The organism is Faecalibacterium sp. IP-3-29, from assembly GCF_023347335.1.
Taxonomy (GTDB): Bacteria; Bacillota; Clostridia; order Oscillospirales; family Ruminococcaceae; genus Faecalibacterium; species Faecalibacterium duncaniae.
Genome location: NZ_CP094471.1, coordinates 2403460 through 2423425, shown reverse-complemented (window position 1 = coordinate 2423425; position 19966 = coordinate 2403460). Strand labels below are relative to the sequence as shown.

At 59.7% G+C, this 19966-nt stretch carries 19 protein-coding genes; 9 read left to right on the top strand and 10 right to left on the bottom strand.

Annotated features, from left to right (window positions below):
* Window positions 1-9: 9 nt before the first annotated feature.
* From ffh to uvrC, 7 genes are all read left to right on the top strand, one after another.
* Window positions 10-1365 (top strand): signal recognition particle protein, encoded by a 1356-nt coding sequence (gene ffh, locus MTP40_RS11580; protein WP_227612756.1) that lies wholly within the window; start codon window positions 10-12, stop codon window positions 1363-1365.
* A gap of 86 nt (window positions 1366-1451) precedes the next feature.
* Window positions 1452-1694 carry a 30S ribosomal protein S16 gene (gene rpsP, locus MTP40_RS11575; RefSeq protein WP_035394752.1) on the top strand — a complete coding sequence of 81 codons (243 nt, stop codon included), beginning with the start codon at window positions 1452-1454 and terminating at the stop codon, window positions 1692-1694.
* A 16-nt stretch (window positions 1695-1710) separates the two neighbouring features.
* Window positions 1711-1944 carry a KH domain-containing protein gene (locus MTP40_RS11570; RefSeq protein WP_005934928.1) on the top strand — a complete coding sequence of 78 codons (234 nt, stop codon included), beginning with the start codon at window positions 1711-1713 and terminating at the stop codon, window positions 1942-1944.
* Window positions 1945-2156: 212 nt separating this feature from the next.
* On the top strand, window positions 2157-2693 hold the full coding sequence (gene rimM / locus MTP40_RS11565; RefSeq protein WP_035393747.1) for a ribosome maturation factor RimM: 537 nt from the start codon (window positions 2157-2159) through the stop codon (window positions 2691-2693).
* Between the two features lie 3 nt (window positions 2694-2696).
* The gene (gene trmD, locus MTP40_RS11560) at window positions 2697-3929 is read left to right on the top strand and encodes a tRNA (guanosine(37)-N1)-methyltransferase TrmD (protein WP_249259411.1); all 1233 of its coding nucleotides are present in this window, start codon (window positions 2697-2699) and stop codon (window positions 3927-3929) included.
* 260 nt (window positions 3930-4189) lie between these two features.
* Window positions 4190-4453 carry an HPr family phosphocarrier protein gene (locus tag MTP40_RS11555; RefSeq protein WP_005920365.1) on the top strand — a complete coding sequence of 88 codons (264 nt, stop codon included), beginning with the start codon at window positions 4190-4192 and terminating at the stop codon, window positions 4451-4453.
* Window positions 4454-4520: 67 nt separating this feature from the next.
* Entirely contained in the window at window positions 4521-6368 is a 1848-nt protein-coding gene (gene uvrC, locus MTP40_RS11550) for an excinuclease ABC subunit UvrC (RefSeq protein ID WP_249259410.1), read from the top strand.
* A 54-nt stretch (window positions 6369-6422) separates the two neighbouring features.
* Here the strand turns inward: uvrC and MTP40_RS11545 are convergent, their stop codons facing one another.
* The 3 genes from MTP40_RS11545 to MTP40_RS11535 all read right to left on the bottom strand — a co-directional run bounded on the left by MTP40_RS11545 (window position 6423) and on the right by MTP40_RS11535 (window position 8945).
* The gene (locus MTP40_RS11545) at window positions 6423-7271 is read right to left on the bottom strand and encodes a transporter substrate-binding domain-containing protein (protein WP_249259409.1); all 849 of its coding nucleotides are present in this window, start codon (window positions 7269-7271) and stop codon (window positions 6423-6425) included.
* 158 nt (window positions 7272-7429) lie between these two features.
* Complete coding sequence (locus tag MTP40_RS11540; RefSeq protein WP_117476736.1) at window positions 7430-8245, bottom strand: amino acid ABC transporter ATP-binding protein; 816 nt, start codon at window positions 8243-8245, stop codon at window positions 7430-7432.
* 16 nt (window positions 8246-8261) lie between these two features.
* A complete protein-coding gene (locus MTP40_RS11535; RefSeq protein ID WP_005931789.1) occupies window positions 8262-8945 on the bottom strand; it encodes an amino acid ABC transporter permease in 684 nt (227 codons plus the stop codon).
* A gap of 317 nt (window positions 8946-9262) precedes the next feature.
* Between MTP40_RS11535 and MTP40_RS11530 the strand changes: the two genes are divergently transcribed.
* Window positions 9263-10291, top strand: coding sequence for an NAD(P)H-dependent glycerol-3-phosphate dehydrogenase (locus MTP40_RS11530; RefSeq protein WP_117535829.1), 1029 nt, complete (start codon window positions 9263-9265; stop codon window positions 10289-10291).
* 59 nt (window positions 10292-10350) lie between these two features.
* Here MTP40_RS11530 and MTP40_RS11525 read toward each other — a convergent pair whose 3' ends face one another.
* The 7 genes from MTP40_RS11525 to coaBC all read right to left on the bottom strand — a co-directional run bounded on the left by MTP40_RS11525 (window position 10351) and on the right by coaBC (window position 18807).
* Window positions 10351-11382, bottom strand: a complete 1032-nt coding sequence (locus MTP40_RS11525; RefSeq protein WP_249259408.1) for an SGNH/GDSL hydrolase family protein — start codon at window positions 11380-11382, stop codon at window positions 10351-10353.
* Window positions 11383-11421: 39 nt separating this feature from the next.
* Complete coding sequence (locus MTP40_RS11520; protein ID WP_249259407.1) at window positions 11422-13155, bottom strand: class I adenylate-forming enzyme family protein; 1734 nt, start codon at window positions 13153-13155, stop codon at window positions 11422-11424.
* Window positions 13156-13338: 183 nt separating this feature from the next.
* The gene (locus tag MTP40_RS11515; RefSeq protein ID WP_249259406.1) at window positions 13339-14364 is read right to left on the bottom strand and encodes an ATP-binding cassette domain-containing protein; all 1026 of its coding nucleotides are present in this window, start codon (window positions 14362-14364) and stop codon (window positions 13339-13341) included.
* The gene (locus MTP40_RS11510) at window positions 14357-15418 is read right to left on the bottom strand and encodes an ABC transporter ATP-binding protein (RefSeq protein ID WP_097771486.1); all 1062 of its coding nucleotides are present in this window, start codon (window positions 15416-15418) and stop codon (window positions 14357-14359) included. Before MTP40_RS11510 ends, MTP40_RS11515 begins: the two co-directional genes overlap by 8 nt.
* Before the next feature lie 13 nt (window positions 15419-15431).
* The gene (locus MTP40_RS11505; RefSeq protein WP_005931769.1) at window positions 15432-16463 is read right to left on the bottom strand and encodes an ABC transporter permease; all 1032 of its coding nucleotides are present in this window, start codon (window positions 16461-16463) and stop codon (window positions 15432-15434) included.
* The gene (locus tag MTP40_RS11500) at window positions 16463-17404 is read right to left on the bottom strand and encodes an ABC transporter permease (protein WP_005931767.1); all 942 of its coding nucleotides are present in this window, start codon (window positions 17402-17404) and stop codon (window positions 16463-16465) included. Before MTP40_RS11500 ends, MTP40_RS11505 begins: the two co-directional genes overlap by 1 nt.
* Window positions 17405-17610: 206 nt before the next feature.
* Window positions 17611-18807, bottom strand: coding sequence for a bifunctional phosphopantothenoylcysteine decarboxylase/phosphopantothenate--cysteine ligase CoaBC (gene coaBC, locus MTP40_RS11495; protein WP_005931764.1), 1197 nt, complete (start codon window positions 18805-18807; stop codon window positions 17611-17613).
* A 251-nt stretch (window positions 18808-19058) separates the two neighbouring features.
* Here coaBC and MTP40_RS11490 point away from each other — a divergent pair, with 251 nt between their 5' ends.
* Window positions 19059-19946 carry a type III pantothenate kinase gene (locus tag MTP40_RS11490; RefSeq protein WP_098924516.1) on the top strand — a complete coding sequence of 296 codons (888 nt, stop codon included), beginning with the start codon at window positions 19059-19061 and terminating at the stop codon, window positions 19944-19946.
* Window positions 19947-19966 lie beyond the last annotated feature (20 nt).

Genomic DNA, 19966 nt, shown 5'->3' with positions numbered 1-19966 from the left:
GCACCGAACATGGCATTTGAATCTTTGACCGACCGCCTTGCCGGTGTGTTCAAAAAGCTGCGCGGCCACGGCAAGCTGACCGAGGCCGACATCAAAGCCGCCATGCGCGAGGTGCGGATGGCCCTGCTGGAAGCCGATGTCAACTACAAGGTTGCCAAGGATTTCTGTGCCAAGGTCTCCGAGCGTGCCATGGGTCAGGAGGTCATGGAGAGCCTGACCCCCGCCCAGCAGGTGGTCAAGATCGTCAACGAGGAGCTCGTTGCCCTGATGGGCGGCGAGGAAGCCCCCCGCCTGATCGTCAAGAACAAGGGTCAGACCATCATCATGCTCTGCGGCCTGCAGGGCAACGGTAAAACGACCCACGCAGCCAAGCTTGCCAAATACTTCATCAAGCAGGGCCGCCGCCCCATGCTGGTGGCCTGCGATATCTACCGCCCCGCCGCCATTGACCAGCTGCAGGTGGTGGGCAAGCAGGCAGGTGCGCCGGTGTTCACGTTGCCGGGTGCCAAGCCCCCGGAGATCGCCCGCAAGGCATTGGCCCACGCCAGGGATTACGGCAACGACATCGTGATCCTGGATACCGCCGGCCGTCTGCAGATCGACGAGGTCCTGATGCAGGAGCTCGTGCAGATCAAGGAAGCTGTCCCCGTGGACGAGACGCTGCTGGTGGTGGATGCCATGGCAGGCCAGGACGCTGTGAATGTTGCCAAGACCTTCAACGAGACGGTGGGCATCGACGGCATCATCCTGACCAAGACCGATGGCGATACCCGCGGCGGCGCGGCACTTTCGGTGCTGAGCGTTACCGGCAAGCCCATCAAGTTCCAGGGCACTGGCGAAAAGCTGGACGATCTGGAAGTGTTCCATCCCTCCCGCATGGCCAGCCGCATCCTGGGCATGGGCGATGTGCTGAGCCTCATTGAGAAGGCGCAGGATGCCGCCGATGAAAAGGCCGCAGAAGAGACCGCCCGGCGGATGATGGAAAACAAGTTCGATATGAACGACATGCTGGCCCAGTTTGCGCAGATCCGCAAGATGGGCGGTGCAGGTGCCATGCTGAGCATGATGCCCGGCATGTCCGGCATTGATGCCAGCCAGATCGACGAGAAAGCCTTTGACCGCATCGAGGCCATGATCTATTCCATGACCAAGGAAGAGCGTGAAAAGCCCTCCATCATCAACCCCAAGCGCAAGCGCCGCATTGCAGCGGGCAGCGGCACCCGGGTGGAGGATGTCAACAAGCTGCTCAAGCAGTTTGAGATGATGCAGAAGATGATGAAGCAGTTCAAGAAGAGCCCCAAGGGCTTTGCCCGCCGCCTGGGCGGCATGATGGGCAACCCCAATGCCTTCCGCGGCTTCAAATAACAATGGTATACACCCCGCAGGGGTTGTACAGATAGATTTAATCAAACCCCGAAACGGGGCACAAACATTTTTGGAGGATATTTACCATGGCAGTTAAGATTCGTCTGCGCCGCGTTGGCGCTAAGAAGGCTCCCTTCTATCGTGTTGTTGTTGCTGACAGCCGCTTCCCCCGCGACGGCCGTTTCATCGAGGAGATCGGCACCTACGATCCCAACCAGGAGCCCTCTGAGGTGAAGATCGACGCTGAGAAGGCCAAGGCTTGGATCGCCAACGGCGCACAGCCCACCGATACCGTCCGCGTTCTGCTGAAGAAGTCCAACATTCTGTAAGTAGGAGGGCTGACTCATGCAGGAGCTGTTGCTGGCAGTTGCCCGCGGTCTCGTGGAGGACAAGGAAGCCGTCAAGGTCACGGTGGACGAGCCCCGCGAGGACGGCACCATCGTCTACCACCTGAGCGTGGCAGAGGGAGATATGGGCCGTGTCATCGGCAAGCAGGGCCGGATCGCAAAAGCCATTCGTGTGGTGATGCGCGCGGCTGCTGTGCGGGTCGATGAAAAGGTCCTTGTTGAGATCGACTGAGCACCCTACGGGCCCTTTGCCGCAAGGCAAGGGGCCTTTTTGTATTATTAGGCAGCTCACCCTCTCAGGCCGCTTCGCGTCCAGCTCCCCCAAAGGGGGAGCCCTTGGCAAAACCAGAAACTTTGTGGTGACTGCCAAGGCCTCTCCCCTCGGGAGAGGTGGCATTGCGTAGCAATGACGGAGAGGGTGAGGATGCTAAAGGAGTAAAAGCAATGCAGAAATACTTGGAAGCCGGCAAGGTGGTGACCACCCACGGTGTGCGCGGCGAGATGAAGCTGGAGCTGTGGTGTGACGGCGTGGCCTTTCTGAAAAAGGTGGGCCGCCTGTACACCACCCCCCAGGGCGGCAGGTGCTACAAGATCACCTCCATCCGCCCCCAGGGGCAGATGGCCCTGCTCCAGCTGGAAGGGGTCAGCGATATGGATGCCGCCCGTGCCCTGCGGGGGCAGGTGTTCTACTTTGACCGTGATGATGCCACCCTGCCTGCGGGCAAGTGGTATGTGGCCGACCTCATCGGGTGCGAAGTGCGGGATGCCGATACCGGCAAGGTGTACGGCGTGGTGACCAGCGTGGATCACCCCGGCGCACAGGATATCTACACCGTCAAGGCCCCCAGCGGCAAGGAATATATGTTCCCCGGGGTGGATGCCTTTTTGAAAGAGCGCAACCCGCCGGAGGGCTATCTCCTTGTCACCCCCATCCCGGGCCTGCTGGATGACGATTTTGACAGTGAGCGGGAGGAGGAGTGAGCCATGGGGATGCGTGTGGACATCGTGACCCTTTTCCCGGAGATGTGCCAGCAGGTGCTGGATTCCAGCATCATCGGCCGCGCTGCCAAAAAGGGATATATTGAGACCCACTGCCACCAGATCCGGGACTACACCCTGAATAAACAGAAGCAGACCGACGACTATCCCTATGGCGGCGGCTGCGGCATGGTGCTCTATGCCCAGCCCATTGCCGACTGCCTGCGGGCAGTCCAGAAGGAAGTGCAGGAACAGGGACGGCCTGCGCCGCATATAGTATTCCTGACGGCAGGTGGGCAGCGCTATACCGAGGAGCACGCCCGGCGGCTGGCCCAGTACGACAACCTGACCCTGGTCTGCGGCCACTATGAGGGCATTGATGAGCGCGTGATCGATGCCTTTGCGGACGAGGAGATCTCCATCGGCGATTATATCCTCACCGGCGGCGAGCTGGCCAGCCTGGTGGTGGCAGACAGCGTCCTCCGCCTGAAGCCCAGCGTTCTGGCCGAGCAGAAGGGCTACGAGGAGGAGAGCTACTGGGACGGCCTGCTGGAGTACCCCCAGTACACCCGGCCCGAGGTCTGGGAGGGCCGTGCTGTGCCGCCCGTTCTGCTGGAGGGCAACCACCAGAAGATCGATGCCTGGCGGGGGCAGCAGAGCCGGGAGCGCACCCGTCTGCGCCGCCCGGAGCTCTACGAGCAGTGGTGTGAGACCCATCCTCTGACCGAGATCCCCAAGTGGAAGCGGGGCGAGAATGCCCGGCTGGTCAAGACCGCCGAGCAGATGGAGGCTGCCGCAAAGCTGTTTGCGGAGGGCCGCCGGAGCATTTGTGCCGGGGGCTGGGTGCAGGAAGCGCTGGATGCCCTGACCCCGGAGATGTTCCTGCCGCAGCTGCAGCAGGAAAAGCAGGAAGGCTGGGTCTGCTACCTCCACTATACCAAGGATGTGCCGGATGCCACGGTCAGCGTACACCATAAGACCGGGCAGGTGGAGCACCTTTTTGTGACGGAGAGCGCCCGGGGCAGGGGCATCGGCCAGAAGATGTTGGATTTCGCCCGGAAGAAGCTGCCGGAGCATGAGCACCCGGTGCTTACGGTGCTGAACACCAACACCCGGGCACTGGCTCTTTACCGCCGCATGGGCTGGCAGGTAGTGGGCGCAAAGGAGAAATTCGACCCGGCCAAAGACCCGCTGGTGGTGCGCCCCAGTCAGGTGCTGGAAATGCGCTATCAGGGCTGAAAACAGGGTCGAACGGGCCGGGAAACTGTCGAAGGTCGAAAAAAAGTTGAAAACTTTTGTATTACCCGGCCAACACTGGGGGAATAATTTTGTTATCTTTGTATAAAAGGTGAAAAAGACCCCCCTCATCATTGGGAAAACCGCCAAAAATGCGTTCTGGGGCTGTACATTGGTTTCGGCTTGCGCTAAAATAGGTACAACGCAACAGGCAAGAAACAAATCGAATTCCCGAGAACGATAATAGATAGGAGCGTTTTACTATGTACGTCAAAGAAGTTACCGTTGAAAATCAGGTTGGTCTGCACGCTCGTCCGGCTACCTTCTTTATCCAGAAGGCTAACGAGTTCAAGTCTTCCATCTGGGTCGAGAAGGAAGAGCGCCGCGTGAACGCTAAGAGCCTGCTGGGCGTTCTGTCTCTGGGCATCGTGGGCGGCACCACCATCCGCATCATCGCTGACGGCGCAGACGAGCAGGCTGCTGTTGATGGCCTGATCAAGCTGGTCGAGTCTGGCTTTGCAGAGTAATTCGAGCCTTTGATTTTTGAGGCGGCGGGATGTTTCCTGCCGCTTTTTGTTTTACCAAGGAGCTGCCATGACCAAAGCAGAACTGTATCAGAAAGCCTGTATGCTGCCGCTTTTGCCCGGTGTGTATATCATCCGTGACAAAAGCGATACCATCATCTATATCGGAAAAGCCAAGCGTTTGCGCATCCGGGTGAGCCAGTATTTCCGCGAGGGGGTGCCCCACGACAACAAGGTCAGCCAGATGATCGCCCACGCCTATGCGTTTGATGTCATCGTCTGCCAGAGCGAGTTCGAGGCGCTGGTGCTGGAAGCCAGCCAGATCAAGGCGCACACCCCCAAATACAATATCCTGCTGAAGGATGACAAAGGCTACAGCTATATCAAGGTGACCCGGGAAGCCTGGCCCCGCCTTTCCTTCGTGCTGCAAAAGGAGGATGATGATGCGGAATACATCGGCCCCTATACCTCGTCCTTTGCGGCCCGGCAGATGGCCGAGACCGCGCTGGATGCCTTTTTGCTGCCCCGGTGCAGCAAGCGGTTCCCCCAGGATATCGGCAAGGGACGGCCCTGCCTGAATGCCCATATCGGCAAGTGCATGGCCGTATGCAGCGGCAAGATCAGCTGCGAGAACTACAATCAGGCCGTGAAAAACGCGGTGCATCTGATCCGGTACGGCAAAAAGGAAATTCTCAAGACCCTGAACGAGCGGATGCTGGAAGCCTCTGACCGGCTGGAATTTGAGACAGCGGCCCTCCTCCGCGACCAGATCAACGCCATCACCAAGGTGACAGCGGGCCAGAAGGTCGTGGTGGACCCGGAGGTGGAGATGGATGTGGTGGCGTTGGCCGGTACCCCCAGCAGTGTCTGCGCGGCGGTCCTGCGCTTCCGGGAGGGGCGGCTGACCGATAAGCGGGAGTTCCTTTTCCACGATACGGCGGATATTGCCGCCGTGCGGGAGGAGTTTCTGCCCCGGTATTATTTGGACGATGAGCAGATCCCAAAGATCATTGCCGTGGACGAGCTGCCGCCGGACAGCGAAGCGCTGCAGCAGGCCCTGAACGAAAAGCGGGGCAGTGAGGTACAGCTCTATGTGCCCCAGCGGGGCGATAAGGCCCATCTGGTGGAGATGGCCCACACCAACGCGGTGGAACGGCTGGCCCGGGAGAGCGGCCGCTACGCCCGTGAGGAAAAGCTGCTGGATGAGATGGCGCAGGTGCTGGGGCTTTCCAAGCCGCCGCGCACCATTGAGAGCTACGATATCTCCAACTGGGGTGATGGCACCAGCGTATGCGGCATGGTTACCTTCCGGGATGGCAAGCCCTACAAAGCCGGGTATCGGAAGTTCCGGATGAAGACCGTGCTGGGGACGGACGACTACGCTTCGCTGGCCGAGACGGTGTCCCGGCGGGCGGCAGAGTATGAGAAATACGCCGCGCTGGCCGCACAGGGTCAGGGCAGCGATAATTATTTCGGGCAGAAGCCGGACCTGCTGCTGATGGATGGCGGCCGGGGGCAGGTCAGCGCGGCCAAGGCGGCACTGGCAGGCACTTCGCTGGCCGATGTGCCTCTTTACGGCATGGTCAAGGATGACCATCACCGCACCCGCGCCATCGTGGACAGTGAGGGCCGGGAAATCGCCATCAATATGAACCGGGGGACATTCACCTTTATCACGGCCATCCAGGACGAGACCCACCGCTTTGCCAATGCCTACCGCAAGCAGCAGATGCGGAAGAAGAGCTATTCCTCCACCCTGACCGAGGTGCCCGGCGTGGGCCCCAAAACGGCCAAGGCCCTGATGACACAGTTCAAGAGCGTGGGTGCTGTGCGGGAGGCCACCCCCGACCAGCTGGAAAATACCCCCGGCGTTGGCCCCCAGCTGGCACAGACCATCTATGATTATTTTCACGCATAACAAAAGGAGGGCGGCTGCATCGGCAGCCGCCCTCCTGGCGTATTCAGGGAAAGCTCAGTTCTCAGAGGAGATATCCTGACCGAAGTACTTCTCGCCTAGCTCCTTCAGGGTGCCGTCGGCGCGCAGCTCATCGATGGCGTTGTTGACGGCTTCCAGCAGGGTGGCGCTGTTGTCGCCCTTGCGCAGGGGGATGGCAACGTGGGAGGCATCCTCAGTCTGGGCCACGATCTTGAAGTCGGCATCCGGATGGACGTTCAGGTAATCGTAGAAGGAGACATCCGCATTCAGGGTGGCATCAATGCGTCCGGCAGCCAGCAGCTGGATGGTTTCCTCCAGGGTGTCGATGCCCTGCACGGTGGCACCGTAGCTCTCAGCCAGCTCCATGTAGGTGGAAGCCAGGCTGTTGGCAGTGGTCTTGCCCTTCAGGTCCTCAAAGGTCTTGATCTCGTCGTTGTCCTTGCGGACGGCCAGAGCGGTGTGGATGTAACCGTAGGGAGTGGTGAAATCATAAGTCAGGGCGCGCTCGTCGGTGACCTCCACGCCGTTGCAGACCATGTCAAAGCGTCCAGCGTCCAGACCGGCGAACAGGCTGTCCCAATCGCTCTCCACATACTCCGGCTCCACGCCCAGCTTTTCGGCGATGGCGCGGGAAACCTCCACATCATAGCCCACCAGAGTGTCGCTCTCGTCATGGTAGCTCCAGGGCTGCCATGCGCCCTCCAGTGCCACGATCAGCTTGCCACTGGCCTGAATGGCAGCCAGCTGGTCAGCAGCGGAACCGGCAGCAGAGGATGCACCGGAGCTTGCGGCGGTGGAGGTGCTGCTGTTGGAGCAGCCGGACAGGGTCAGAACGCCGGCGGCGGCCATGACACTCATCATCGAAATAAAAGTTCTGCGCTTCATAGTTAAGATCCTTTCATAGAAAAAGCTGTATCAGGAGGACGGCGGGGAGTTTCCTAAGCAAATGTTCCGCTGGGGTGGGACCCTGTTGCCGAAGGCAATAGGGCGGGCGATGGAATGGCCCGAAGCATTTGCGTGGAAAGCTCCCCGTCGTCCGTTCCTTATGCTGTGTGCTCGATCTTCCGCAGGAACTCCCGGGTCCGCTCCTCGCGGGGGTGGGCAAAGAATTCGTGGGAAGGGGCCTGCTCCACCACCACGCCGTTCTCCATGAATACCGTCTTGGAGGAGACGTTGCGGGCAAAGCCCATCTCGTGGGTGACCACCAGCATGGTCATGCCCTCCTCGGCCAGCTTCCGCATGACCGAGAGCACCTCGCCGGTCAGCTCCGGGTCAAGGGCACTGGTGGGTTCGTCAAAGTAAATGATCTCCGGGTCGGTGGCGAGGGCGCGGGCAATGGCAACGCGCTGCTGCTGTCCGCCGGAGAGCTGGCGGGGATAGTAGTCAGCCCGGTCGGCCAGACCGACCTTTTCCAGCATCCGTCTGCCGATCTCATCCGCCTGCTCTTTGGGCATCCTGCGGGCAACGATCAGGCCCTCGGTCACATTCTGCAGGGCGGTCTTGTTCCGGAACAGGTTGTAGTTCTGGAACACAAAGGCCGTTTTTTTGCGCAGGCGGGCAATGTCGGCCCGGGAGATCCTGCCAAGATCGAAGGATTCGCCGTCGAACACCAGAGTGCCGCTGTCAGCGGTCTCCAGAAAGTTCAGGCAGCGCAGCAGGGTGGTCTTGCCGGAGCCGGAAGGGCCCAGAATGGCAACAACATCTCCTTTTTCCACACTCAGGTCCACGCCGTTCAGGACGTGCAGCGCGCTGCGCACCCGGCGGGCATTGCCGCGCGGGAAAGGCCCGATGTGGAAACGGGGCTTGTCATCGTAGGTGTAAAATGTTTTGTGGATGTCTTTGATCTCTAACATGGCCATACCGTCCACCCCTTTCTCACTGGAAACCGTGCGCGTTCAGCTGCCGCTCCACCAGCGCCTGCAGCTTGGTGATGATGGTGCAGAACAGCAGGTAGACCACAGCCACCTCGCAGTAGATGGGCAGGAAAATGTAGGTGCGGGCTGCCACACGCTGGCCTGCCATGAACAACTCTGCCACCGTGATGTTGGAGGCCAGAGAGGTGTCCTTGATCATGCTGATGAGGGAGTTGGACAGGGAGGGCACAGCGGTGCGCAGGGCCTGCGGCAGAACGATGCGGCGCATGATCTGCCACCAGGTCATGCCCACGCAGGAACCGGCCTCCAGCTGGCCCTGGGGCACGCTTTCCAGCGCGCCGCGCATGGTCTCGGCGCAGTAGGCACCCTCGTTGAAAGCAAAGGCGATGACGGCTGCCGGAAAAGCATCCAGCATGATGCCCAGGCTGGGCAGGCCGTAGAAGATGATGAACAGCTGCACCAGCAGCGGTGTGCCCCGGATGACCCAGATGTAGAACCGGGCAATCTGGCGCAGCACCGGAACATTGGCGTACTGCACCAGCGCAACAGCCACTGCAATGACCATGGCAAGGCTGAAGGAGATCAGGGTCAGGGGAATGGTCATGGTCAGGCCTGCCGTCAGGATGCGGGGCAGGGCCTCCCACAGCACGCTGACCGTGCGGTTGGTAAGAAGTGCTTCAAACATGTTTTTCTTCCTTATTGACAAAAAAACGGTGGAATATCTTTGGGATACACCTTAAACTATGGCTCAGGTCAAGAGCATATCCTACAATTCCTACCAAAATACTATAGCATGAAATGGAGACAAGTGCAATCCATTGGCGAAAATCCTTCACTCTGGCCAAAAACAAAAGAAAACACGGATTAACTTTGTGCAGACTGGCAAGGAGTTGACGCGGTACGATGTTTCGTGTAAAATGGAATCAGACAGGCCCCGTGCAGGAAGCGCGGGGAACAGGCCGGGCACACAAGCAGCCCGGCGCATACGGAGGACAAAACACAATGAAGCATAAAATTGGTATTCTGGGTGCAGGCACCTGGGGCATGGCTCTGGCACGGATGCTGACGGTGAGCGGCAATGATGTGACCGTGTGGTCGGCGCTGGAACAGGAGATCGACAACCTTTCCACCACCCGGGTCCACCCCAATCTGCCCGGCATGACCATTCCGGCAGAGATGAAGTTCACCAAGAGCGTGGAAGAGGTGTGCACGGACAAGGAGATCCTGCTGTTCGCGGTGCCGTCGGTGTTCGTGCGCTCCACCGCAGCCAAGGCCCGGCCCTTTGTGCCGGACGGTCAGATCATTGTGGACGTTGCCAAGGGCATTGAAAAGGATACCCTGTTCACCATGACGGAGATCCTGGCCGATGAGCTGGGCAAAGAGGGCGGCCCCAAGGGGGTGCGTCTGGTGGCCCTGAGCGGCCCCACCCACGCCGAGGAGGTGGCGATCGACCTGCCCACCACTATCGTTTCGGCCAGCAAGGATATGGAAGCGGCCAGATTCGTGCAGACGGTGTTCACCAACAACGTCATGCGTGTGTACACCAATGAGGACATCAAGGGTGTGGAGCTCAGCGGTGCCATGAAGAATGTCATTGCGTTGGGCGTGGGCATCTCCACCGGCCTGGGCTATGGCGACAACGCCCGCGCCGCCCTCATCACCCGCGGCATTGCCGAGCTTGCCCGGCTGGGTGTGGCCATGGGCTGCAATGTCCACACCTTTGCCGGTCTGGCCGGCATCGGTGACCTGATCGTGACCGCCACCAGTATGCACAGCCGCAACAACCGGGCCGGCATCCTCATCGGCAAGGGTGAGACCCCGGAGCAGGCCGTGAAGGAGGTGGGCATGGTGGTTGAGGGCATGAACGCCCTGCCTGCCGCGCTGGAACTTGCCGCCAAGTATCAGGTGGAAATGCCTATCGTTCAGACCGTGAACGCTGTTGTGAACAAGGGCATGAGCGCAGCCGAGGCGGTACGCTCCCTGATGGACCGTGACCCCAAGAACGAACTGCCCCAGGACTACGAAAAGTAATATGGGATAAGAAAAATCCCCGCTGTCTTGCGACGGCGGGGATTTTTCTTATCCGGGGGTTACTGCTGGGCCTCAATGGCCTTGACGATCTTGTCGGCGATGTACTTGTGGCCGGAGACGGTGGGGTGGCCATCCAGCTCAGTCTGAGCAAAGGGGATGGAAACGTAGGTGGCACCGTAAACATCGGCCAGCTGCTTTTCGTAGTTGTTCAGCTTGCTGAAGTAGTTGCTCCAGCTGGGCAGCAGGGGCACGGGGTTGGTGGCACCGATGATCAGGATCTGGGCATCAGGGTTCAGTTCCTTGACGGTCGCCACGATCTGGCGCAGGTTGCTGCTGCTCTCGGGATAAGCGTTCTCGCAGATCTTGTTCATGCCGGAGAAGAACAGGTTCCAGACGGCATCTTTCTCGCTGCGGGTCAGGCTGAGCTTTTTCAGGCTCTCGTTCAGTGCGTCCTCGGTTTCCTTGCTGCTGCTGCGCAGGTTGCCGCTGAGCACGATGGAAGCCAGGTCCTCACTTTTCCAGTTAGTGGCCTCGCCAAAGGAGACCACGGTGGGCACAAAAGCATCATTGGAGCCCAGCTGGATGGAGATAACATCGGCACTTTTGATGTAATCTACAAACTCAGGGTAATTGTACTGGCAGCCGGAGAGGGTGTTCATCTCGGCCATGGTGCCGGTCTTGACCAGCTCCAGCATATCCTTGCTCATCACGCCGGGCAGGCCCAGATTGATGGCATGATCCCGGTCGAGGTTCAGGCTTTTGCCCACCTGACCCACATAGCAGGTCTCGGGGTAGCCCTTGAAGTTGAAGGAAACATCCACACCGGTGAGGTTGGTGGAATACTGCACCTTCGTCAGGCCGATGCCGGCACAGATGCTGTCGCCCAGGGCAACATAGGTGATGGAGTTGGGCTCCTTCTCTTCTTCGGTGCTGCTGGAGGTGAAGAAACAGTTCTCATCCTCTGCGGCGGTCTGTTCAGTGGTCAGAGCGGGGTCAGCGCTCTCTTCCGGGACGGCTGCAAAGGCCGGAACGCTCAGGACAGAGAACAGCATGGCGGCCGAGAGGGCCAGGCCAATCAGTTTCTTTTTCATGGTGTCGTCACGAATCCTTTCCAATGTGTATTATTCTGCTTAATAATCGCGGGGAGTGATCTCTTCTTCCAGTTTGCGATAATCAAATTTAGCGGCCAGTGTCAGGGGCATTTCGGGGATGATCTTGTACCCCACGGGCTGGACATATTCGGGCAGCTCCTCAATGCAGAGCTGGCGCAGCTCCTTGATGATCTGCTTGCGCTTGGCGGCGGGAACCGCAGGGTCAAGCACCAGATAGACAAAAGGCAGGCGGCCCTGCACATGATCCTTGTCAACGCAGCCCACCACAGAGCACTGATGCACGGCGGGATGCTGGCTGACCACATTTTCGATCATGGAGGGGAACACCTTGAAGCCATCGTGACGGATGATGAGCCGCTTGATCCGGCTGTCCAGATAGACAAAGCCGTCCTCGTCCAGATAGCCGATGTCACCGGTATGCACCCAGACCCGGCCATCTGCATGGGTGCGCAGGATGGCGGCGGTCTCGGCAGGCTTGTTGTAGTAGCCCTTCATAACGCCGGGGCCGGAGATGCACAGCTCGCCCCGCTGGCCGATGGGCAGCTCCGTGTCGGTGCCCGGCTCAAAGGCGGACACCAGCGTGTTGACCAGCGGCAGGCCCACGCTGCCGGGTTTGTTGTTCTGTCCGGCAGCAGCGGTGGCAGCAGAGGATGCCTCGGTCATGCCGTAGCCCTTGGCAATGGGGAATTCCACGTTGTGAGCGGCCAGAAAGTCGTTGACCGTCTGTTCGGCACCCCGGGCGATGGCATCGCCGCCCGCGGCATAGTTGCGGATGAAGGAGAGATCCTTGTTCTGCAGCTTGGGGTCAACAGCCAGCTGCTGGTAGTGGGAGGGCACGCCGAACATGTGTTCGGGCTTGTACTTCCAGATCAGGCTGCCCAGCTTATTGGGGTCGAGGTTGGGGACGATGACCACCTTGATGCCCAGCGTCAGCGGCAGATGTACGCCGCAGGCAAAGCCGTAGGCAATGAAGGGGGGCATGATGTTCAGCAGGGACTGGCCCTTGGAGAACAGCGTGTCGCAGGCAGAGAACTGCATGGCGATGCCGTTGAAGTTATTATCGGTCAGCATCACGCCCTTGGGGGAACCGGTGGTGCCGCCGGTGTGCACCACCACGCAGGCGTGCTCCGGGTCATAGGGCTCCGCGGCAATGCTCTCGTCCTTCCCGGCAGCAAGGAACTGCTTCCAGTGGATGACATTGGAGTGATACTTGTTCTTGTCGAGATTCTGGATCTTGTAACCCAGCGCCAGAGGCAGCGGCAGGGAATCGGCCGGGGAGAGCACCACCACATGTTCCACATGGGTGCGCTTGGCAGCCTGATGGCAGCGCTCATACACCACATTCAGGCAGATCAGCAGGTGGGAATCCACCTCTTCAATGTACTCACGGATGCCCTCCACACTGTAACGGGGATCCACCAGGTTCAGAGTCGCGCCGATCATGTCGGCGGCATAGAACGCAAAGATGATCTCCGGGGTCATCACGCTGACCACCGTGGCGATATCGCCCTTTTTCAGGCCCGCGGCCCGCAGGGCGGCAGCTGTCTTTTTGACGTTGACGATAAAATCAGCGTAGGTGAACTTGCGGCCATAGTATTCCAGTGCGGTCTCGCCCAGCCGGTTCTTGTTCTGCCGGCAGACGAGCTCAAACGCCGTGCAGGCGGGCATGGTCTGGTCAATGTACTTCTGATCGTAGAATTTCAGCCAGGGACGTGCCTGGGAAGCGTAAATCGGGGTGTTGGATGTTGTCATAAATTGTCCTTTGTCCTTTGAGCAGTCACTGCACCCGCAGCCGGGGCAGCCAGATTCAATGGGGTCTTAAATTTCGTCCGTTTGTTAAAAACAACACAATACGTACAAGAGCTATTGTAGTAGAGCAGGGTGGAAATGTCAAGAAACAAAGGGCGAACTTTGCCAAAAAACGCAAGAGAAAGTTTACATTTCAGCCAGCCAGTCTTTGGCCTCCTGCTCGCTGCAGAGCACCCAGTGGCTGGGGCGCAGCTCCCGCCACTGGGGAGCCTCCTGCGTGTAATCGTGCATGGCAGGGTCGTAGACCAGCAGCTTTTTCTTCCGCTCCAGCCTGGGGTTGGGCATGGGGATGGCGGAGAGCAGGCTGCGGGTGTAGGGGTGGATGGCATGGGTCACCAGCTCCTCCGCATCGGCCAGCTCCACGATATCGCCCTTGTGGATGACGGCGATGCGGTCCGAAATGTACCGCATGACCGAGAGGTCGTGGGCGATGAACAGGTAGGTGATGCCGCGCTCCTTCTGCAGATGGCGCAGCAGGTTGAGCACCTGGGCGCGGATGGACATATCCAGAGCGGAGATGGGCTCGTCGGCAATGATGAACTCAGGCTCCACGATCAGGGCGCGGGCAATGCCGATGCGCTGGCGCTGGCCGCCGGAGAACTCATGCGGGAAACGGGAGGCGAATTCAGGCAGCAGGCCCACATCCAGCAGTGCCTGCCGGACCTTCTCCTCCCGCTGGGCGGCGGTCAGGTCGGGCCGGACATTCTGCAGGCCCTCGCCCACGATGTAGCTGACCTTGGCACGCTCGTTCAAGGAGGACTGCGGGTCCTGGAAGATCATCTGGATCTCCTTGATGACCTGCTGGTCCAGCTGGCGGGAGATCTTGCCGTTGATCTTCTGACCCTTGTACAGGATCTCGCCGCCCGAGGTGGGCAGGATGCGCATGATGGCGCGGCCGATGGTGGTCTTGCCGGAGCCGGATTCGCCCACTAGACCAAAGGTCTCACCCTTGTAAATTTCAAAGTTGGCACGGTTCACGGCCTTGAAGGCCTTGCGGCCGGAGCCGTAGGTCACCTCCAGATCCTTGACCTCAAGCAGGACCTGCCGGGGCGAAGCCTCTCCATCTTGCTGGCGCAAGACCGTTTTTTCGCTCGAACGCTCCACTGGGGTATTCGCTGCCTCGCAAACGCGAATGTCACGATTTTCAGGCATCCTGCATCCCCTCCTCTTTCAACAGTTTGACGGCGGCAGGCGGTTCCACCTTGGGGGCCCGGGGGTCCAGCAGCCAGGTCTTGGCCTTGTGGGTGGGGCTGACCGTAAAGTAGGGCGGGCGCTTGACAAAGTCGATCTTCAGCGCCTGGGGGTTGCGGGGGGCAAAGGCATCGCCGTGGATCTCGGTGAACAGATTCGGGGGTGTACCCTGAATGTTGAACAGATCCTCGCCTTTGATGCCCATCTGGGGCATACTGGACAGCAGCGCCCAGGTGTAGGGGTGGCGGGGGTCGTAGTAGATCTCATCGGAGGTGCCGATCTCCACGATGTCACCTGCGTACATGACGGCCACCCGGTCGGCGATGTTGGCCACCACGCCCAGATCGTGGGTGATGAGGACGATGGTCAGGTTGTACTTGACCTGCATCTCCTTGAGCAGCTGCAGGATCTGGGCCTGAATGGTCACATCCAGTGCGGTGGTGGGCTCGTCGCAGATCAGGATCTGCGGGTTGCAGGCCACCGCAATGGCAATGACGACGCGCTGGCGCATACCGCCCGAAAACTCGTGGGGATACTGCGCAAAGCGCACCTCGGGGTCAGCAATGCCCACGTCCCGCAGGTACTCCAGGGTCTTTTCCCGGGCGGCCTTGCCCTTGAGATGCTGGTGCAGCTCCACGGCTTCCATGATCTGGTCGCCGATGGTCTTCAGGGGGTTCAGGCTGGTCATGGGGTCCTGCATGATCATGGCGATCTCATGGCCCCGGACCTTCAGCCAGTCCTTCTCCTTTTTCAGGTCGGAAAGGCGGATGGGCTTGCCGTCATCGGCACCGTAATAATCAATGGTGCCCGAGGTGATGGAGCCGTTGGCATCCAGCAGGCCCATGAAGCTCTTGGTGAACACGCTCTTGCCGGAGCCGGATTCGCCCACGATGGCAAGGACTTCGCCGTGGTAGATATCCAGGTCGATGCCGCGGATGGCATGCAGCACCTTGCCGCGCAGGTTGAATTTGATGTTGAGGTCCTTTACAGAAAGGATGAGCTGATTTTTTTCCATCTTCTGTCCCTCCTTACTGCAGGTGGTTCTTCGGGTCAGCAGCGTCCGAGAAGGCGTTGCCGATGAGGTAGAACGCAATGGTGACAAAGCTCAGGATGATGGTGGGGTAGAGCAGCTGGTACCGCAGGCCCGCCTGCATCATCACCTTGCGGCCGTCGTTGATCAGGTTGCCCAGAGAGGGCGTTTCCACAGAAAGGCCCAGGCCGATATAGGTGATGAACACCTCGCTGCCGATGGCGGCGGGGATGGTCAGGGCCATGCGCAGCATGATGACCGATACCAGATAGGGCAGCAGGTTGCGCAGCACGATGCGGCGGATGGGGGTGCCGATGCAGCGGGAAGCCACGTTGTAATCACGGTCGCGGATGATCAGGATCTGGTTGCGGATAAAGCGCGCCATGGCGATCCAGCCCGTGATGGACATGCCCAGGATCAGGGTCTGGATGCTGGGGGACGCAACATAGGAGATCAGGATCAGGATGATGGTGGAGGGGATGTTATCACAGATGTTGTACAGCTCGGTGAAGAAGAAATCGAGCTGGCGGACATAGCCCCAGAGCACGCCCACCGTGATGCCCACCACGGCCTCGATGAGGGCCACAAAGAAGGCGATGGTCAGACTGGTGCGTGCACCGGCCCAGATGCGGGCCCACAGGTCCTGGCCGATGGCGTTGGAACCCCAGATAAAGCCCTCTTCCCCGGGGGCGATATTGCGGAACTGGATACCGGTGGTAGAGTCTACCTGGCAGAGATTGGGATCTGCCTGACCGGGCAGATAAGGCTGCAAAAAGGCAAAGCCCACCACGAACACCAGTGCAATGAGCAGGGCCACGGCGATCTTATTCTTGAAGAAAGCACGGAAGGTGCTGCCCCAATAGCTGTAATTGGAGTAGGAGGTGGCCTCGGCACGCTCCTCGCTGAACCCGGCGGGGGTGAACAGCTCGTCCTCGGGCAGGTCGGCCCAAGCGGCGGGGCCGTCCTTCTGCAGCTTGTTCAGGTCGTTTTCCAGAACAGCTGCCTTGTGATCTTTCATGTGGAACAGCATTATCGGCCACCTTCTTTCTTGCCAAAGCTGATGCGGGGATCGATGAGCACCATGAGCAGATCGCCCAGGATCAGGCCGATGATGCCCACGCAGGCGTACAGCAGCACGATGCCCTGCACCATGGTGTTGTCGTGGCGCTGGACGCAGGTGACCAGCAGGCCGCCCATGCCGGGGATGGAATACAGGCTCTCGATGTAGATGGAGCCGACCACAGTGTTCAGGAAGGCAGAGGGAATATACTGCACCAGCGGCACCATGGCGTTGCGGAAGATGTGGCGCAGGGCGATGTTGCTCTCGCTCACGCCCTTGGCCAGCGCCAGCCGGACGTAATCCTTGTTGCTCTCGTCCACCATGTAGCGGCGCAGCCACATGGCATAGAATGCCACGTTGCCCAGGCTCATGGAGCAGACCGGCAGCACCCAGTACCGCCAGTCGGAGGCATCAAACAGCAGGCCCACGCCCAGGGCGGTGGTGCCGTACATCTGAATATAAAGGTAATACACGGCGGCAGGCACAGCCTGAATGAGCACGATGATGGCGGTGCCGATCTTATCCGGCCAGCGGTTCTTGAACCGGCCCATCAGCAGGCCCATGGGAATGCCAATGACCAGGCTCAGCAGCATGGCAAACACGCCCATCTGGATGGAGATGGGCAGCTTTTTGGCCAGGATGCCGGTGACCGAGGCATTTACCTTATAAATATGGCTCACGCCCAGGTCGCCGTGGAGGGCATTCCACCAGAAGCGGCCAATCTGCACCGGCAGCGGATCCAGCAGGCCCATGGACTGCAGGCCCGCCTGGATCTGGGCCTCGGTCATTTTTTCGTAGTTTGCAAAGTAGCCTTCCACCGGCATCAGCCGCAGCAGGCAGAACACGAGCGTTACAATGACGAACAGCGTCAGGATGGAACGCCCGATGCGTTTTGCCAGATATTTCAGCATATCTGTGCGCACCCCTCTTTCGTTTGTGGTTCCTCCGCGGACAGTGGTCCTGAACAGCGGATAGGAATAGAATACATCAAAATTGCACTTTTGGAAAGTGATTTGCCCGGATTTTGAAAAATGTTTTTGTAAAAGCAGGGTAAAGTGAACGTTTTTCTTACAAAAACAACCCTCTCCGCCGGGTTGACGGAGAGGGATAAAAGTTTTTATAAACCTCTGCGCTTCAAAATCTCATCCAGAATGGCATCGGCCACATCGGCCTTGCTCATCAGGGGCAGCTCCCGGGTGCCGTCGGGGGTGATGAAGGTGACCACGTTGGTGTCCACCCCAAAACCGGCCCCGGCGACCTTCAGGTTGTTGGCCACCACCATGTCCAGATTCTTCCGGGTCAGCTTGGCCGTGGAGTTTTCCACCATATCCCGGGTCTCCATGGAAAAACCGCAGAGGAACTGGTGGGTCTTTTTCGGGCCGATGGTACCCAGAATGTCGGCGGTGCGCTCCACAGGGATGGAGAGGTCGCCGTCCTTTTTCTTGATCTTGTCACTTGCCACCGTCACGGGGCGGTAGTCTGCCACGGCGGCAGCCATCACCAGCACGTCCATCTCCTCAAAGCGGCTGGTCACGGCATCGTACATATCCTGCGCCGTGGTAATGGGAACATCGGTGGTGAAGCGGACCGGCGGCAGGTCGGTGTGGCCGTGGATGAGGGTGACCTCTGCTCCCCGCATGGCGGCGGCCCGGGCGATGGCATAGCCCATCTTGCCGGTGGAGTGGTTGGTCAGGTAGCGCACGGGGTCCAGCGGCTCCTGCGTGGGCCCGGCGGTCACAGCGATGCGGACACCGGCCAGATCCTTGGGCCGGGCGATGGTGTGCAGGATGTACTCGATGAGCACATCCTCCTTGGGCAGGCGGCCGCTGCCCACATCCTTGCAGGCCAGCACCCCGCTCTCAGAGGGGATGACCGTGAAGCCGTAGTGCTCCAGCGTTCTGAGGTTGTCCTGCGTGATGGGGTTTTCCAGCATCCCGGTGTTCATGGCTGGGCTGACCAACTTGGGGCACTTGGCCGCAAGCACCACGGTGGTGAGCATATCATCGGCAATGCCGTGGGCCATTTTGGCAATGACGTTGGCCGTGGCCGGTGCCACCAGAACGACATCTGCCTTTTTGGCCAGCGAGATGTGGGTGACCTCGAACTTGAAATCGCGGTCGAAGGTGTCCACCATGCACTTGTGGCCGGTCAGCGTTTCAAAGACGAGAGGGGTGATGAAATGGGTGGCGTTCTCAGTCATAATGACCTCCACGTCCGCCCCCAGCTTTTTGAGTGCGCTGGCCACATTTGCCATTTTATAGGCGGCAATACCGCCGGTAACGCCCAAAAGGACGCATTTGCCCTGCAGATCCATCCAAAAAACCTCCTGTTTTGCGGGTTTGCCTCTTTAGTATAATCCAAAATCACCGCCAGCACAACAAAATCTTTCGGTTGGGTCTTGTATCCAGCGCAAAAATGCGGTAAAATAGCTTGACTTAGAATAAAACCTCTCCGTCAAGGTCTGCGTCTTTGCCGCCTCTCCTGCCGGGAGAGGCAGGCCAACCGGCTCCTCTGGCAGGGGAGCCGGAGCAAAGCGCCTGAGAGGTTTTGCAGGAAAGGTAAAATATGATCTTAGCCATTGATATAGGCAACACCACCGTCGCCCTGGGCGGCATCAAGGACGGACGTGTATGCTTTGTGGCCCACATGGATACGGTGCGCACCCGTACCGCCGCGGAATACCGCATTGAAATGGAAAAGGTGTTTGCTCACCGCCGCCACCCGGAAAAGCCCATCCGGTTCGAGGGCGCGGTGCTGACCAGCGTAGTGCCCCAGATCACCGGGGCACTGGCTGAGTGCGCCCGCTATTACACCGGCAAAAAGCCGGTCATCGTTTCGCCGGAGATCCGCACAGGCCTGACCATGGGGGTGCCTGACCCCCATGCCGTGGGCAAGGACCGGCTGGTGGATGCCGCTTACGCCGCGGCGAACTTCCCGCTGCCGGTCATCACTGTGGATCTGGGCACTGCCACTACATTTAATGTTGTGGATGAGAACCGGGTATTCCGGGGTGGTGTGATCTGCCCGGGGCTTTCCACCGGCCTGCGGGCTCTGGGGGAGCGCTGTGCCCAGCTGCCGCAGGTGCGGCTGAGCTCCCCCAAAGCAGCCATTGGTGTGAACACTGAGAGCTGTATGCTTTCGGGCTCTGTGCTGGGCACGGCAGTCTTGCTGGACGGCATCACCCAGCGCATTGAGGAAGAGCTGGGCCGCCCGGCCACCCTGGTGGTCACGGGCGGGCTGGCAAAGTATGTCACGCCGCTCTGCCGCCATCCGCTGACCTACGACCCGGAGCTGCTGCTGAAGGGGCTGGCACTGCTGTACCAGATGAACGCCCCTCAGCCGCACTATGCCGCCGGGGGCAGGCGGCGGAACCAGAACAACAATTTCCGCCGGGGCCGCCGTCCCCGCTCCCAGCGCCGGGAACGCCGCGAGGAGAAGAACAAAAACGGCTGACGACGAAACAGGATGGAGAG